The sequence below is a fragment of the Vibrio panuliri genome, from assembly GCF_009938205.1.
GTDB classification, from domain to species: domain Bacteria; phylum Pseudomonadota; class Gammaproteobacteria; order Enterobacterales; family Vibrionaceae; genus Vibrio; species Vibrio panuliri.
This window is the reverse complement of the sequence record NZ_AP019655.1, coordinates 194,576-210,801: the sequence shown is the minus strand read 5'-3', so window position 1 is coordinate 210,801 and position 16,226 is coordinate 194,576. Positions and strand designations below refer to the sequence as shown.

The window sequence follows — 16,226 nt, the reverse complement described above, 5'->3', positions numbered from 1 at the left end:
AAAACTCGCATAGTACCGAACACTACAGAGTATCGTTAACTCGCTAGCAGATGCTGCCAATGCGGATTTTTTTCAAAATAACGAACAACAAAACTGCATTCAGGAACCACTTTACCTCCAAGACGTTCAATTTCGGGTAACACGGCCTCCATCATAACTTTACCGTAGCCTTTTCCTCGCAATGAGTCTGGTACCTTAGTTGAGGTTATTGTAAAGATATCTTCCTCGTACTGCTGATACTTAACGACTGCATGCAAATCTTGCTCTAAAAGCACACGAAACTCTTGCTGAGCTTGGTCGAATGTCACTTGATGCATCATCTTCACCTTTATTGTTTAGTCGGTTGACATGGTTTCAATCAACACGTTCAAGACTAACAATTGTTGCATGTGTTTGCATCCAAAGGTTAGTTACTTTATAGAATTGATAAGCAACTCAAATATATATCGCATTTCAGGTTTGAACTCTCGTTCAAGCAGAAATAGAATTAAGCAAAACCCCTTTTGCTGGTTAGTACACCTAATCAGTCGACAAAAATACCCAGTACTAAATGGGACAAATGGTGGCTTAATGAATACCCTACAAGGGACTTCTTCTGCAACATCTGCTCAACAGAATGGTGGCACTGCACAAATACAGACCACAATAAAAAGCATTGATGGCTTAGCAATGCTGGATCATGGTCGCGAGCTCAGTGTCAACATCGTGACGCCCGTGGGCACCGGATTTCGCGCTAAGAGTAACCTCATAGGAACTCACTCGAATCATATGATTTTGCTGGAGTTGCCAAAGCTGAATGAGGACAAGCTCCAAGCCTTCTTTCAGGAAGGTTTTTGGGCAACAATTAACGCAATCTCACCACGAGGTGAAGGCGCGGTGTTAACTTTTCGCAGCCAGATTCTCCATGTAATACGGACTCCGATCGCGATGATCGCGATGTCGATACCTCAAACCATGCAAGCTGCACCACTTCGCAACGAACCTCGATATGAAGTCAGCTTAAACGCCAAAGCTCACAGTACGAACCACCGCATTGATTGCGACATAAAAGATCTCTCCAAAAGTGGTTGTCTCTATGTCACTTCGTCACTATCTCGACCCTTTAGTGTCGGAGAAACGGTTGAGTTGCACCTGAGCACTGAAGCGACAAGAGGTCAGCAGTTCCAACCGTTGACCGGACGAATCTGTAACGTCAAACAAGCTTCTCAGAAACGTCGCTATGGCGTTATGTTCAATGATGAAGGGAAAAAAGTCGCTCGAGCTTTGTTAGACAACCTCAAATTTGATGGCAGTAAATTGTCACTGCAATAGCCACATTTCGGACTCTATTCTCGTTTTCTAGGCGGATTGCGGCTCTGTTTTCATACTTTTTTGATATCAAGATCGGTATACTCATGCCATCTCGAACTTTTTAAAACTAGAATGAATTACTTAAGCACTTTTTTTAAAGGTATCGCCATGGGCGCTGCCGATGTGGTTCCGGGTGTATCCGGTGGCACCATTGCATTCATTACCGGCATTTACGACACCTTACTTGAAAGCATCCGTCGCATAAATCCGAGTATCCTCTCTCTCTGGAAACGTGATGGGTTCAAAGCCGCGTTCAATCATATCAATGGCTTCTTCTTGATTGCCTTATTTGGGGGCGTCTTCACCAGTATTGCCACGCTTGCCAAACTGATCTCTTGGCTATTGGTCACGCACCCAATTCCAATTTGGTCTTTCTTCTTTGGTCTGATTTTGGTTTCAGTCGTACATATTCTCAAACAGGTTGAGCAAAAAACCGTTAGCCGTTGGGTATTCCTACTGCTTGGTGTCGCCTTTGCATATTGCATTACCATCTTGAAGCCACTTCATATGGAGCCAACAAGCATCAATGTGTTAATAGCAGGGGCTATCGCAATCTGCGCGATGATATTACCAGGGATCTCTGGCAGCTTTATCTTGCTATTGATCGGTATGTATACACCGGTTCTTGCTGCAGTAAAATCATTTGATATTGCGATTCTGGCGCTGTTCTTAACCGGCTGTGTGCTTGGTTTACTGAGTTTCTCACATGTGCTCTCTTGGCTGTTGAAACGCTTTCGAGACACCACTTTAATGTTTTTAACTGGTTTGATGATTGGTACGCTGCCAAAAATCTGGCCTTGGAAAGAGACCATCTCTTGGCGCACTAACTCAAAAGGTGAGCAAGTTCCTCTGATACAGCACAACTTATCGCCATTTGAGTTTGAGCAGATGTTTAATCAGCCTTCTCAATTGGTGATAGCTATCGTGATGATGCTCGCGGCTGTTGCTCTGGTACTTGGGCTTGAAAAGTACGCAGAACGCTCACGTTAATCGTCATTGATTGAGTAAAAAGGTCAGCTCAGTGCTGACCTTTTTTATAGAAACTTTGAACGAGCGGGTAAGAACACTTCACCTAACATGCATCGTACGCTTCCACCACCAACGGTCTCAATCGTATTCACATCAAATGGCAGTATACGACCATGGCTAGCAAGTTGGTTTCGTTGTGCTTGGGTAAAAGCGTTATAAGCGGTTTGCGACATCGCAATAACCTTCTCGCCATTAATTGACTCAAGTTGCAAAACGTTACCGCACATCGCATTCATCTGTTCCAATGTAATCGAGATGATTTGCTTGTCTTTAGCCAGTGACTTCAACACAAAAGTGCGCTCATATTGCGGGATAACTTCATCGCAAATGACACAGAATCGCTCCCCTATCGCTAACATCACATTAGTATGATAGATAGGCTTCCCTGACGGTAACGCGGTTTGGAATGAAACAACTCGTGAGTAGCCGGCCATTGCAGCAAACTGCTCTAATACATCACGATCACAACGTTGAGATAACGCAGCATAAACCGTTTTATTGATGTGATCGAAGATCATCACACCCGTACTTTCGAGAAACGCTTGTTGCTCTAAGTTATGTTCTAGCGAGTGAACACTTTCGATATGTCTTCCCGCCATCTCAAGCGCTTCACGCAGTTCAGCTAATCTCACTTCACGCCGACGGTTCTCACACGCCATAGGAAAAGTATAGAGCTCGCCTCGATAGTTAGTACTAAACCAGTTGTTAGGGAATACTGCATCAGGTGTTGGCTGTTCACCCACTTGATAATCAAGCACGACCACCTGAATACCAGCACTGCGTAACTGCGCGACCATGTTTTCAAACTCCGCCATAGCCTGCGCCCGCAGTTCTTCGCTATTTAAAGCAGAGCCTTGTTGAAACTCATTGTCTTTGGCTGTTTCTGGATTAAAGCCAAATTCTTTTGGTGGCACCATTACCACACAGTTAGCATTATGTTTATTTCGCGTTGGATTAGTTAAATGTTCTAGGGTTTGCTTTTGCAACATCTTTACAAACTCCATTTTTATAATTTATTAGATGATTGTAAATGCAAAGCTAACAAAAAAATTACTGACTTTTAAGTAAATTAAGTGGTTAAAAAGGGATCTAATTGGCAAATACGCAATAAAACCATAATTTTTATTGTCAATCGTACCCTAAAGATAATTCCGAGCTATATCTCAATCACGCTTCGCTTTATATGGTTACATTTTTGTAGGTAAAACGATAACATACTGATACGCAGTGAAATCGCATTTTCGCTTCTTCCTTTACTGCGCTAGGACGAAATATGTTTAAGAAATTCGAAGGGTTTACCCAGCCTTTTCCCCAAAAGGAGCCCACTCAACCACCGCAAGGCATTTTCGCTTTTTGTCGCTATTACACGCGCGGTTTTGAGATCCCGCTAATCATTATGTCTATCATGGCAACAATCGTCGCCATTGTTGAAGTCACCCTATTTGGCGCGATGGGTAACTTGGTTGATTGGCTATCAAGCAGCAATCCAGAAACTTTTTGGCAGCAAAACCAAGCTGACTTGATGTTCTACGGCGTCTTACTGCTGATCGTCATGCCTGTGATGGTGGTGGGTTACTCGTTGCTGGTTCATCAAGCATTGCTTGGCAACTACCCAATGTCGATTCGTTGGCTCGCTCACCGCTATTTGCTTAAGCAAAGCGTGAACTTTTACCAAGATGACTTCGCAGGGCGTGTCGCAACCAAAGTGATGCAAACGTCGCTGGCTGTGCGTGAAACGGTGATGAAGAGCATGGATGTATTTGTCTATGTCTCTGTTTACTTTACCTCAATGATCGTTTTACTAGCGCAAGCAGACTGGCGCTTGATGATCCCAATGTTAGTTTGGCTTGCCGCTTATATCGGAATCCAAATTTACTTCGTACCACGACTCAAGCAAGTCGCGACGGAGCAAGCGGACGCTCGCTCACTGATGACCGGACGTATTGTTGATAGCTATACCAATATCTCAACCGTGAAACTTTTTTCTCACAGTGACCGCGAAACCGAATACGCAGAAGAAGGGATGCAAGGCTTCCTGCAGACCGTTTATCGTCAAATGCGTTTAGTGACTGGTTTTGATGTGGCGGTAGAAATCACCAATTACTTACTGGTGTTCGCAATTGGCGCGCTATCAATCTATCTGTGGATGGACAGTGCAATCAGCGTTGGTGCGATAGCAATTGCCATCAGCCTTGCGCTACGTATTAACGGCATGTCGATGTGGATAATGTGGGAAGTTGGCGCTCTATTTGAAAACATGGGTACCGTAGTCGATGGTATGAAAACACTGTCAAAACCGATTGATATCCAAGATAAAGCCGATGCTAAACCTCTTACCGTGCATCAAGGTGGTATTGAGTTTGATAACGTCAGTTTCCATTATGGAGATAAAGAAAAAGGCGTTATCAGCAATCTGAATCTGCACATTAAGCCCGGTGAGAAAGTTGGCTTAGTCGGCCGTTCTGGAGCCGGAAAATCAACACTCGTGAACTTATTGCTCCGCTTTCATGATGTTGAAGAAGGACAGATCAAAATTGACGGACAGGTGATCTCTGACGTCACTCAAGAGTCGTTGCGAGGTAGCATTGGTATGGTTACACAAGATACTTCTTTGCTGCACCGTTCTATTCGTGAAAACATCCTTTACGGAAAACCAAACGCGAGTGAAGATGAGCTGCTACGTGCCACTCAACAAGCACACGCACATGAATTCATTCAAACACTCAACGACCCGTTTGGGAATGTTGGTTACGATGCACAAGTGGGTGAGCGAGGGGTTAAACTGTCAGGTGGTCAACGCCAGCGTATTGCGATATCGCGCGTTCTACTTAAAGACGCGCCGTTATTGGTGCTCGATGAAGCTACATCAGCGCTAGACTCAGAAGTAGAAGCCGCCATCCAAGAAAGTCTGTATGAATTGATGGAAGGCAAAACTGTGATAGCGATTGCCCACCGTCTCTCGACTATTGCAGCAATGGATCGCCTGATTGTCCTTGACCAAGGCCAAGTTGTTGAGCAAGGAACCCACCAGCAACTGCTGAAAAATCAGGGAATATATGCTCAACTTTGGGCTCACCAGACGGGTGGATTTCTTGGCGCGGAAGAGGATTCCGAGCAGATAGAATGATGAGTGAACCTTCCAAGCAAATGTAATAAGCAAAGCCCTCTACCAAAGAGGGCTTTTTGCTTGTGTCACTCTTGGTTATACTCCCCGCATTCTAGAACTGACTGTTTTCAAAATGAACAAGAGCTTACTTACCAATATCATTGCGCTTGCCCTATTGGCAGGCGGTCATATCTACAACAACCAATTAGCTTACTACGCGGGTCTTTTTGCCTTTTCAGGCGCGATAACCAACTGGCTTGCGGTTCATATGTTGTTCGAAAAAGTCCCTGGGCTGTATGGTTCAGGTGTGATACCTGCTCGCTTTGAAGAGTTTAAACTCGCGATTAAGAACTTAATGATGGAACAGTTCTTTAACGAGTCTAATATCGACAAGTTCTTAAGCAGTGAAATGGCGACGGGAAAAACACTCAACCTTGAGCCTGTTATTGAGAAGATTGATCTCAACCCTACGTTTGATTCACTGGTTGATGTTATCGAGAAGTCATCTTTTGGAGGCATGCTGGCAATGTTCGGAGGTTCAGAAGCCCTACAACCGCTTAAGCAGCCATTTGTTGAAAAAATGCAGCAGTCGATCATTGATATCAGCCAAAGCAATGCCGTCAAAGAGGCGCTGAAAGAGCAGCTTGAAGCACCAGCTATGATGGATGAAATCAAAACCAACATTGAAAACATCATTGATCAACGCCTTAGTGAACTGACACCAAAATTGGTCAAAGAGATGGTACAAAAGATGATTAAAGAGCATCTTGGTTGGCTAGTCGTTTGGGGCGGAGTGTTTGGCGGTGTCATTGGCGTCATCTCCTCCTACTTTGCGTAAATCAAACATTGACCACAACAAAGGCGAACTCAAGGTTCGCCTTTGCCTTAGTTGGCGCAATACAATGATAGAATTACTTCGGTTGTAGAATGTGAGTATCTTGGGGAACAACGATGAATCAATGGATAGACTGGGTAAAGAGGCTTCAAGCCATTAGTCAAACAGGTAAAGCGTACTCTAAAGATAAGTTTGATCTTGAACGCTTTGACGAAATTGCTTCTATATCTCATCAAATGTTAGCAGAACTGGCCGAAGAGCCCGTAGCCAAAATTGAAAACTTGTTTATTCCAGAGTCTGGTTATCCGACCCCAAAAGTCGATTTGCGTGCAGGCGTTATCAAAGACAATAAAATTCTGCTCGTTCGTGAACGAGATGACAATTGTTGGACATTGCCCGGAGGGTGGGCAGATGTATGTGAAACGCCATCTCAAGGTATTATTCGAGAAGTATACGAAGAGTCTGGCTTTAAGGTATGCAATCCGAAATTGGTGGCGATTAAAGATCGCGATTCACACCCTTATATACCCAGATACGCACAGCATATTTATAAGTTCTTTTTCCTGTGCACCTTCGAATCAGGTGTACCTCTAACCAACATAGAGATCTCGGATATCGATTTTTTCGAACGAGACAAACTACCTGAACTTTCTAAAAGCCGTGTTCTATCCGACGATATTGAATTGATGTTTAAGCACTACCAGCAACCAGCCAGTCCTGTATGGGTCGATTAAACTCACAAGTAATTATTGAGAGTTAGCGCCCATCTCTTGTACGAACAGGGGGAGAGTATCATTATCCCCCTGCACCAAACCTGCATATTACCCACTTTCAATTAAAGCTGCTCAGCACTCAAACCATTGCTGGATTTATGTTCTTGGATGACCACTTCGCTGCGTGACTGAATAACCCCAGGTAGGCTACCGAGCTTCGTAGACATAAAGTACTGGTACTCTTTCATGCTTTTAACCCGAACTTTAATCATGGTGTCGAAATCACCTGAAAGAGAGTAACACTCTTCAATTTCTGGTAGCTCATTAACAGCTTGGGCAAACTTTTCAAACACCGAAAAACAGGTTTGATCGAGCCGTATATGAATAAAGACCTGAACATCAAAGCCTAGTTTTTCAGGGTTAAGTTCTGCATGGTAGCCTAAGATAAAGCCGTCTTTCTCAAGCCTTTTAACTCGATCAGAACAAGGGGATGTGGTGAGGTTAACTCGCTTAGCAAGTTCTACAATCGGCAGCCTTCCGTGCGCATGCAGGATGCGTAGTATTTCACGATCAATTCGATCCAATTCCATGATACACCGCTTAAATCATTGCTAATAATCAAACAAAATCAGCACAATTTAATCACAGTAATCAGAATTTGAAAAACAGGCTTAGGTAAAAATTTGTTAAGCCGTTTTAATATTTGCCATCGCCGTTGGCTGAGGTTCATTTTGGCGATTGCATGCACGACAAAAATACTGTTTTTCCATTTTTACATAGTGATCACCACGCAGCACGGTAGAGAAAAAACACGCCAATGTTCGCAATAATGACTCGTTATCGTTTCCGCAACGTTTCAACACAACCTTGTGCGCCGTCTGTTTATGACAGCAATCGCAATACATTTTTGGCATTTCCCCATTCTCCCTGGTGATTCAGTCGTCTATGGAATGGACATAGTTATAGGCTTCTAGTTCCAAACAATGAAGTAAAAAAAATAAATTTGTGACACAGAATAGATTACTGAGTGGAAAAATAACAAAGCCCTGCTAGCAGGGCTGAAATGTTTCACAATTTATCAACAAATTAGAGGCCTACCCAATAAGGTTAGTTTGGCAAGCCTCTTTGCCACTACGGCAGTTCGCGCAGTTGCTTTTCGAACTGTTGATATTGCGCTTTCACTGTCTCGTCTGGCTCTTCCGTTGCAAGGCTCACCCCGACAATCGCGAGAGTTGAGAATACGATTCCCGGTACGATTTCGTACATATCGAAGATCCCACCAGTCAGTTGCTTCCAAACCACAATCGTCACACCACCAACGATGATACCCGCCAGCGCACCATTGCGATTCATACGTGACCAATACAAACTCAGTACCATTGCAGGACCAAACGCAGCACCAAAACCTGCCCACGCGTAAGAAACAAGACCTAGCACTGAACTATCTGGTGTCATCGCTAAAACCAACGCCACAATTGAAATGGCAATAACGGCAACACGACCAACCATCACTACTTCTTCCGAGCTCGCATCTTTCTTAAACACTTGCTTGTAGAAGTCCTCAGCAAGTGCCGAAGAAGAAACCAAAAGTTGCGAATCTGCTGTACTCATGATTGCCGCCAAAATTGCCGCCAGTAAGATACCTGCAACAACTGGGTGGAACATGGCGTTTACCAACAGCATAAAGATCTTCTCACCATCATCGAGAGAGAGATTGCCTGTGCTATGAACATAAATTAGGCCCACAACACCCACCATCATAGCCCCCAGCATAGACAAACCTGTCCACACTACTGCAATACGGCGAGCGGTGGTCAAATCTTTGTTGCTGCGTGTCGCTTTAAAACGCGCCAAGATATGGGGTTGACCAAAGTAGCCAAGGCCCCACGCAACTAACGAGATAATCGCAACAGCAGAAAGTGGTTGTCCTTTTGAGTCATTCCACAGTGTCAAAAGCTCAGGGTTCATTGCTTCTAGTTGGTTAGCGATATCACTAAAACCACCTTGCATTGCTGCAATCGGTACAATTAACAGCGCCGCAGACATCAGTAAGCCTTGCACCAAGTCAGTCCAAGAAACGGCTAGGAATCCACCGAACAGGGTGTAGGAAACAACACATACTGTGCCAATGATCACCGCCGTTGAGTACTCTAAACCAAAGACAGTCTCAAATAACTTACCGCCCGCAACCAAACCAGAACTGGTGTAGAAAAGGAAGAACAACAAAATGAAGAACGCAGAAATGGTTTGAATCAATTTTGAATTGTCATTGAAGCGACGCGAGAAAAACTCAGGGATTGTTAACGAATCCGTAGTAATACTATAGGTACGCAGACGTTTCGCACTGATCAGCCAGTTAGCCCAAGTACCGACTAGCAGACCACCTGCGAGCCAAAATGCTTCAATACCTGCAGCATACGCGTAACCCGGCAGACCAAGTAGCAACCAGCCACTCATATCTGATGCCCCTGCCGACAGTGCAGCAGGCCAAGGTCCAAGTGAACGTCCACCCAAGAAATAATCCGTCGAGTTTTTCGTTCGTTGATAAGCAATCACGCCAATCGCTAACATTAGAATCAAATAGGCGATAAACGTGGTTGTAATAGCAAAGCTATTTTCCATTAGATTTTCCTCTTTTTTTAGAATATCCGTTCACTGCTATGTCCTCCATGGCATATCAGTAAACGGATTTATGAGCTGGCGAGCCTTTGAACCATCGAGCCTAATCGGAATCGACAGCCCCCAGTAAAGTCGCATTGCCGCCCACTGCTGTTATATTTATTGTTCTGGTTCTCTCAGTGATAAATCTGAGTGATAGGTGGGGATCGTGCGCCACCGTTTGCGTGGCTAAGTCTGTCTCCGACACTAAGGCCACAATCGCACCATCGCGCGCAGCCAATTGGCGGTTAAGACTTCTCTCCCCTTCGGATGAACCAATAAAACCTACTGCACGAACATCAGATTCAAGCACCTGATTCAATGCTTCAAAAGAAGCAAAATGCATCAAGTTTGTTGGCAGAGACGACTGTTGATAAGCCGCCTCGAAATTTTGAGTAAACTCGCTATCATCGCTGCATACAATCACACTGTTGCCAGCAATCAACGCTGCTGTGCACTGCGCCACTATCGCGAGTTGAGCTTGTTCACTCACCACGTCTGCGGCGATAACCGTTACGCCTCGCCCCGCCGTGTATAACTCGTTAGTTTCGCCAGTAGGTCCAACTAACTGATGAGTAAATGAAAGTAATTGCTCCGCTTGCTGTAGGTGAAAGCCCACAACGGCGGCGTGCAACGGATTTTGTAGTGAGGCTTTGAGTGAAAGTAGGCATTCACTTTTGGACTCAAAGTCGGTTAAGTTCCAGTTCTCCCAAGCAGAGAAGGCATTGGTAAAATTAGCAACATGATGCACCATTGGAATCTCCTTCTCTTATTGGCTAACGGCAGTTTGTGTGAATCGGAATAAGTAGTGTGGGCCACCAGCTTTTGGTCCTGTTCCTGATAACCCCTGACCTCCAAAAGGTTGCACACCCACCACAGCACCAACTTGATCGCGATTGATGTAACTGTTGCCTACGCGGGCATGCTTCTCAATCCAGCGGTAAGTGGTTTCATTGCGGCTATGAATACCCAATGTCAGACCAAACCCTGTTTGATTAATATGGGCAATCACTTGCGCTAACTCTTTCGCTTTGTAACGCACAATATGCAAGATTGGGCCAAACTGCTCCTCTCCAAGAGAGCGAATGTCATCAATTTCAAACGCGCAAGGTGCGACAAAGTCACCGTGCTCACAAGCGTCACCTAACGTCAGTTGGGCCACCGTTTTGTATTGGCTTGCCATTGAGTCGATATGCTTTATGAGTTTTTGCTTTGCCCCACTATCAATCACAGGGCCAACGTCAGTCGCATGCAGATAAGGTAATCCAACCGATAGCTCGTTCATTGCGCCATGAATCAATCCAATGATGCGGTCAGCGATATCCTCTTGCACATACAGCACACGTAACGCGCTGCATCGCTGTCCAGCAGAAGCAAATGCAGAACGAATCACATCTCGCACCACTTGCTCAGGCAGTGCTGTGCTATCAACGATCATTGCATTTTGCCCGCCAGTTTCAGCAATCAAAGGCACTGGAGCTGCCTCTCTCTTAGCAAGGGATTGATTGATTCGCTGCGCCGTTAACGTTGAACCGGTAAACGCAACGCCTGCGATGGCAGGATGGGAAGTCAGTGCCGCACCAATTTCAGCGCCCTTACCCACGACGAGTTGAATAACACCAGCAGGGAAACCGGCCTCTAACATCAGCCCAACCGCTCGCGCAGCAATTAAGCTGGTTTGCTCAGCAGGTTTTGCTACAACGGTATTGCCAGCAACTAACGCCGCCGTCACTTGCCCGAGGAAAATTGCCAAAGGGAAGTTCCAAGGACTAATGCAAACGAACACACCACGCCCCTGGCGAGTGACCTGTTTATCAGTGCCGTCAAAGCTCGCGACCGAGATAGGCGCGAGCGCTGATTCTTGCTTGGCATAAAAACGGCAAAAGTCGACAGCTTCACGCACTTCATCAATCGCATCATGGATGGTTTTGCCCGCCTCTTTGTGGCACAGCGCTACCAACTCGGCGAGATTTTGCTCCAATAAATCCGCCAGTTTCTCCAATGGTTTTGCTCTTTCAGCAAACGGTAAAGAGTGCCAAGTGGTAAACGCGAGCTCCGCTCCGGCGATCGCTTCGGAAACATGATCAAGGTTGGAGAAAGTCATGGTTCCAACTTCGATACGACGGTCATAAGGGGCGGTCACCACAACTTGCTCTGCCTTTTCCTTGATCATGCTTTCGTCAACTGACTGTCCATTAATCACAGGACCAAGGTGCCATTGATGCGTCATCCATTGTGCCACTTGCGGTTCCAAAAGCAGCGCTTCGCTTTCGATATCAATATTAATTCCCAACGAGTTTTTTCGATTTGGGAAAATATCACGTGGCAGCGGGATAGAGCGGTTACTTAAACTTTCAAACTGAGTCAGCGCATCGACCGGATGAACCGTCAAACTTTCAACAGGACAACGAGCATCGACCAAACGATGAACAAAAGAGCTATTTGCGCCATTTTCAAGGAGACGGCGAACCAAATAAGGCAGAAGATCTTTATGGCTACCAACAGGAGCATAAATACGCACGGGCTGCTGATATGTGGTCATAACATGGTTATAGAGAGATTCCCCCATACCATGCAGACGCTGAAATTCATAATCTCGATGTGTCGCCATCTGCGCGATTGAAGTGACAGTTTGAGCATTGTGACTCGCAAACTGCGGGTAAATATTGCCGCGTACCCCTTCACTCAATAAGAAGCGAGCGCAGGCAAGATAAGCAACATCCGTTGACTCTTTGCGGGTATACACCGGGTAGTTTTCATAACCCGCCTGTTGAGACCACTTGATCTCACTGTCCCAATACGCCCCTTTCACTAAGCGAAGAGGAATCACATCGCCTTGCTGTTTGGCTAAACGGTTCAACCAAACCAACACTGGCAATGCACGTTTAGAATAGGCTTGAATCACCAAACCAAATTTGCCCCACCCTTGCACAGTCGGGTGTTGGAACAATTTGGCAAATAACTTTAGCGACAGCTCAAGTCGATCAGCTTCTTCAGCGTCAATGGTGATAGCAACATCAAGCTCTCTTGCTCGAGTCAGCAGTTGTAGCAAGATGTCATGTAACTCAGTCATTACACGAGCTTGATTCGCCACTTCGTAGCGGGGATGTAACGCAGATAACTTGATAGAAACTGATGGTGCAGGCGAGGCAGTTGTCGCGGAGATATCTCTGCCCACAGCTTCAATTGCCATCAGATAGTCTTTAAAGTACTTATTTGCATCGGCAGCAGTTAACGCCGCCTCACCAAGCATGTCGTATGAGTAGGTAAAGCCTTTCTCACGCATAGCTAGGCCATTTTTCTGTGCCTCGTGGATACTGCGCCCTAAAACAAACTGATGACCCATTATCTTCATCGCTTGATTCATTGCTTGACGAATCACTGGCTCAGACAACTTGTTAACTAAGCGATTCACTGCTTGGCTTGGACTTGGTTGCTGGTTGGCACCTAAACCAACCACCTTGCCTGTTAGCATCAACCCCCAAGTAGAGGCATTAACAAACACCGAATCTGAATTCTTAAGGTGAGACTTCCAATCTGCCACACTGAGTTTATCGCGGATCAGCGCATCCGCTGTGTCAGCATCTGGAATACGCATCAGCGCTTCAGCCAAACACATCAATAAGATCCCTTCTTGAGTATCTAAGCTGTACTCAAGTAACAAGGCATCAATCATTTGAACGGATTTTTTATCTGCGCGGATGGCTTCGATTAATTGCGTTGTTTGTTGTGCTATCTGCGCATTCTCTGGCTCACTTGGCGTCGCCAAAGGGAGAAGTTGCTCAAGCCATTGTGATTCGTCCACCATATAAAGTGGCGAGATCAACGCCCACAGTTTATCTAGCGGCTGCTCGATAAACTCAGCGTTCAACACATCTGTTGCTGTAAACATACGTATTCCTCAATCTCACACCTGCTTAATTGTTAAGCGGGTTTACTACAATGGCGAGCAGTGTATTGTGAGGGCAGAGAGAATACTTGTCAAAAACTCCGGATTATTTGCTTAAAACTTCGATATTTAACAAAACAAAAACATGATCACACCAACAAAAGCAAAATATTAAGCCCTATTTGTTTTCTAAATTAACCAAATCGTTTCTTATATTGAGAGGGCGACAGTCCTTGAAGACGTGAGAAGGCATGAGCAAATGTACTTTGCCCAGAGAACCCCGTGAGCTCAGCAATTTGTCCAAGTGTTAAGTTGCGCTGCTCAATTAACTGCTTAGCCATATCGATTCGTTTCGACAGCACATATTGATGTGGTGTCACGCCCAACTGCTCTTTGAACAAGCTGTGAAACTGACTCTCCCCCAAGAAAACACTGCCTGCGAGCTGTGCGACTGAGATCTTTTGTGTCAAATGTTGCTCGATATAACGGTCGATGGCGTCCAAATCAAAACGAGACTCTTTGCGGCTAACTTGTAATGTGGATGTGTGGCGCTGCAGCAATGCCATCACAGTATCATTACAGGCACGGCTAAGTAGTAAGTCATCTGGGCTGGCTTGCATTTCTGCCACCAACATCTGTATTAAGCGTTGAATTTGCACATCCAACTGAAAATAAACGTCTTTTTGGTTAAGCTCATTAAGCTTTTTCAGCATCAGAGGCTCGGTCTGACTCGGTAATGGCATGTTTAATACCAAAATGTCGGATTGCTCGAACACGCCACCAAATGCATGACCAGAACCCGAAGTCACCACACACCCCTGCCCTGGACCGACTAAGTTGCCAACCCCATTAACTTCAAATTCCGCTTGCCCTTTAAGTCCAATCACAATCTGCGTGTAGTAATGGTCATGACAATCCATATAGGAAGGCAAAGTCACCAGCTCCGCAGGTTTTGGCACCAGCAAACTCGGTGTTGGGGAGGAAGATTTGTTTTCGTCGCTCATAAATCGCTACAGCAAAGGCCAGTTTTAAACGGATGGTATAATAATTTTATAGCCAAGTAACCTCAGGATAGACAGTAAAAACCACCTCAAGCGAGGTATTGAAGAGCACCTTGCGTTAACTTTGGTGACGAAACTCATTCAAGCCTCACGCTGCGCCCTTTGCCTTTCTGTATAAAAATCATCCAATTGAGTAAAAAAAACGCTCGGAAGAATGATCAAGTGCACATAAATTACGGTCAATGTCACTTCTAGTTCCACTCCAACGGGTGTAACTGTAATCTTTTCTTGCTTATTTCCGTGAAGTGCACAAAATAATGAGTAGCACTTTAGGTTTATTTTTATAAACTTATGGTAGTCTATGAATCCTTAAGTGCCGAAGGATATGCAAGACACTTATGTGCGACAGTATTGATACAAAGGACTGTCAAACCAATGTCTTATATATTAATAATATTCAGTGAATTAAAACTTACTTGTTGTAGAGACTTATGATCACACGTCGCATCCCAGCGCTATTGCTCGCGCTAAGCCCATTTTGGCTATCGACTTCGGTAGCTGCAGAAGAAGCTTCCGCTGATCCTGTTGCTGTCATCGATGAAAAACTAAGCAACAAACAATCAGAACTTAGTACTACCGTAGCTGAGTACGATTCTGAAGCTCAACGATTTCAGCAACTGCAAAATGAAAACGCCAAACTAAAGCGTGATGAGCAGGAACTGAATGCTAAGCGTAATCGAGCAAAATCTGCGCTAGACAAGCAGTACAGCCGACTACTTGACGATCCTGACATCGATTTAATGAGCTTCCAAAAGGAGTATCAAGATGCATGGGCTTCGGTTAAGCAAAATCAGTCTGAGATGCTTGAGAACCAGCAGTTAGCGACAGAAAGCGAAGTTCGCCTTTCTCAAATTAAGCAGAAACAAGCTCGCCTAAAAGCAGAATTTACTTATCTAGAAGAGCAAAAAGTTGAAGCTCGAGTTAAGCGCCTAGCAGCGGAACTGAGTGAAAGCGATGTGATTCAAACCAGTTTTAAAACGACTTGTTCTGCAACGATGACGCTGGGTGAGTGTACTAGCCAAGGTCAACAACTAACAAAACAAAAAGCGGTGAAAGCATTTAAAGCGAAGCTGATGGATAGACTGACAGAAGCAAACCTCGCGAAGCAAAATGCCAATGGTGTTCAGTTGAACGTGCACGTTCAAGAAAGCCAAATCATCCGTGCCGGTTTTGAAGGTAACAACAGTTACTTCACTGAACTTCAAGCGCAACTTCAAGCCAAACCTGAAGCGACCGCAGCATGTAAGATGTTGAACGTTTCTTCACGCTACTGTTTGAAAGACGAGTCAATCGCGCAAAAGAAGCAACAAGATAAAAACTGGGTGAGCGTAACGGTACGTTCAGATCAGTACAACGATAACGTGGTGATCAACGGTGTAAAATACGGCAGCACTCCTGTTGAGCTAATGCTACCGAAAGGTCTACACAAAGTAACGGTTTCCAAACAAGGTTACCAAACCTACAACCGTGAAGTGACCATCACGCACAACGATACGGTATGGGTAAAACTGCGCTCAAATGAACAAAGCTAAGATAACTTGTTCTTTACAATAAAACGAGCCAATTCACAAAGCTGAACTAAAGC

General features: G+C 45.0%; 14 protein-coding genes. 6 read left to right on the top strand and 8 right to left on the bottom strand.

Going from position 1 to position 16,226, the window contains the following annotated elements:
• Positions 1 to 35: 35 nt before the first annotated feature.
• Positions 36 to 320, bottom strand: a complete 285-nt coding sequence (locus GZK95_RS15830) for a GNAT family N-acetyltransferase (protein ID WP_075715485.1) — start codon at positions 318 to 320, stop codon at positions 36 to 38.
• A 250-nt stretch (positions 321 to 570) separates the two neighbouring features.
• On the opposite strand from GZK95_RS15830, the gene GZK95_RS15825 reads away from it, so the two are divergent.
• Together GZK95_RS15825 and GZK95_RS15820 are read left to right on the top strand one after the other, a co-directional pair.
• Complete coding sequence (locus GZK95_RS15825) at positions 571 to 1,311, top strand: flagellar brake protein (RefSeq protein WP_075715486.1); 741 nt, start codon at positions 571 to 573, stop codon at positions 1,309 to 1,311.
• A 111-nt stretch (positions 1,312 to 1,422) separates the two neighbouring features.
• Complete coding sequence (locus GZK95_RS15820; RefSeq protein WP_075705934.1) at positions 1,423 to 2,340, top strand: DUF368 domain-containing protein; 918 nt, start codon at positions 1,423 to 1,425, stop codon at positions 2,338 to 2,340.
• A 44-nt stretch (positions 2,341 to 2,384) separates the two neighbouring features.
• Here GZK95_RS15820 and GZK95_RS15815 read toward each other — a convergent pair whose 3' ends face one another.
• Complete coding sequence (locus GZK95_RS15815; RefSeq protein WP_075705933.1) at positions 2,385 to 3,368, bottom strand: arginine deiminase-related protein; 984 nt, start codon at positions 3,366 to 3,368, stop codon at positions 2,385 to 2,387.
• A gap of 284 nt (positions 3,369 to 3,652) precedes the next feature.
• Here GZK95_RS15815 and GZK95_RS15810 point away from each other — a divergent pair, with 284 nt between their 5' ends.
• The 3 genes from GZK95_RS15810 to GZK95_RS15800 all read left to right on the top strand — a co-directional run bounded on the left by GZK95_RS15810 (position 3,653) and on the right by GZK95_RS15800 (position 7,054).
• On the top strand, positions 3,653 to 5,506 hold the full coding sequence (locus GZK95_RS15810; protein WP_075715487.1) for an ABC transporter ATP-binding protein: 1,854 nt from the start codon (positions 3,653 to 3,655) through the stop codon (positions 5,504 to 5,506).
• A 112-nt stretch (positions 5,507 to 5,618) separates the two neighbouring features.
• The gene (locus GZK95_RS15805; RefSeq protein WP_075715488.1) at positions 5,619 to 6,323 is read left to right on the top strand and encodes a DUF445 domain-containing protein; all 705 of its coding nucleotides are present in this window, start codon (positions 5,619 to 5,621) and stop codon (positions 6,321 to 6,323) included.
• A 113-nt stretch (positions 6,324 to 6,436) separates the two neighbouring features.
• The gene (locus tag GZK95_RS15800) at positions 6,437 to 7,054 is read left to right on the top strand and encodes an NUDIX hydrolase (RefSeq protein WP_075715489.1); all 618 of its coding nucleotides are present in this window, start codon (positions 6,437 to 6,439) and stop codon (positions 7,052 to 7,054) included.
• A gap of 101 nt (positions 7,055 to 7,155) precedes the next feature.
• Here GZK95_RS15800 and GZK95_RS15795 read toward each other — a convergent pair whose 3' ends face one another.
• From GZK95_RS15795 to GZK95_RS15770, 6 genes are all read right to left on the bottom strand, one after another.
• Positions 7,156 to 7,623, bottom strand: a complete 468-nt coding sequence (locus tag GZK95_RS15795; protein WP_075705929.1) for an Lrp/AsnC family transcriptional regulator — start codon at positions 7,621 to 7,623, stop codon at positions 7,156 to 7,158.
• A gap of 96 nt (positions 7,624 to 7,719) precedes the next feature.
• A complete protein-coding gene (locus GZK95_RS15790; protein ID WP_075705928.1) occupies positions 7,720 to 7,947 on the bottom strand; it encodes a hypothetical protein in 228 nt (75 codons plus the stop codon).
• A 217-nt stretch (positions 7,948 to 8,164) separates the two neighbouring features.
• The gene (gene putP, locus GZK95_RS15785) at positions 8,165 to 9,655 is read right to left on the bottom strand and encodes a sodium/proline symporter PutP (RefSeq protein ID WP_075715490.1); all 1,491 of its coding nucleotides are present in this window, start codon (positions 9,653 to 9,655) and stop codon (positions 8,165 to 8,167) included.
• A 100-nt stretch (positions 9,656 to 9,755) separates the two neighbouring features.
• Entirely contained in the window at positions 9,756 to 10,445 is a 690-nt protein-coding gene (locus GZK95_RS15780; RefSeq protein ID WP_075715491.1) for a 1-pyrroline-5-carboxylate dehydrogenase, read from the bottom strand.
• 15 nt (positions 10,446 to 10,460) lie between these two features.
• Positions 10,461 to 13,583 (bottom strand): bifunctional proline dehydrogenase/L-glutamate gamma-semialdehyde dehydrogenase PutA, encoded by a 3,123-nt coding sequence (putA, locus tag GZK95_RS15775; protein ID WP_075715492.1) that lies wholly within the window; start codon positions 13,581 to 13,583, stop codon positions 10,461 to 10,463.
• 191 nt (positions 13,584 to 13,774) lie between these two features.
• Positions 13,775 to 14,584: an AraC family transcriptional regulator gene (locus GZK95_RS15770; protein ID WP_075705924.1), complete on the bottom strand. Its 810-nt coding sequence runs from the start codon at positions 14,582 to 14,584 to the stop codon at positions 13,775 to 13,777.
• Between the two features lie 488 nt (positions 14,585 to 15,072).
• Between GZK95_RS15770 and GZK95_RS15765 the strand changes: the two genes are divergently transcribed.
• Entirely contained in the window at positions 15,073 to 16,173 is a 1,101-nt protein-coding gene (locus GZK95_RS15765; protein WP_075705923.1) for a PEGA domain-containing protein, read from the top strand.
• The last annotated feature ends 53 nt before the right edge of the window (positions 16,174 to 16,226 follow it).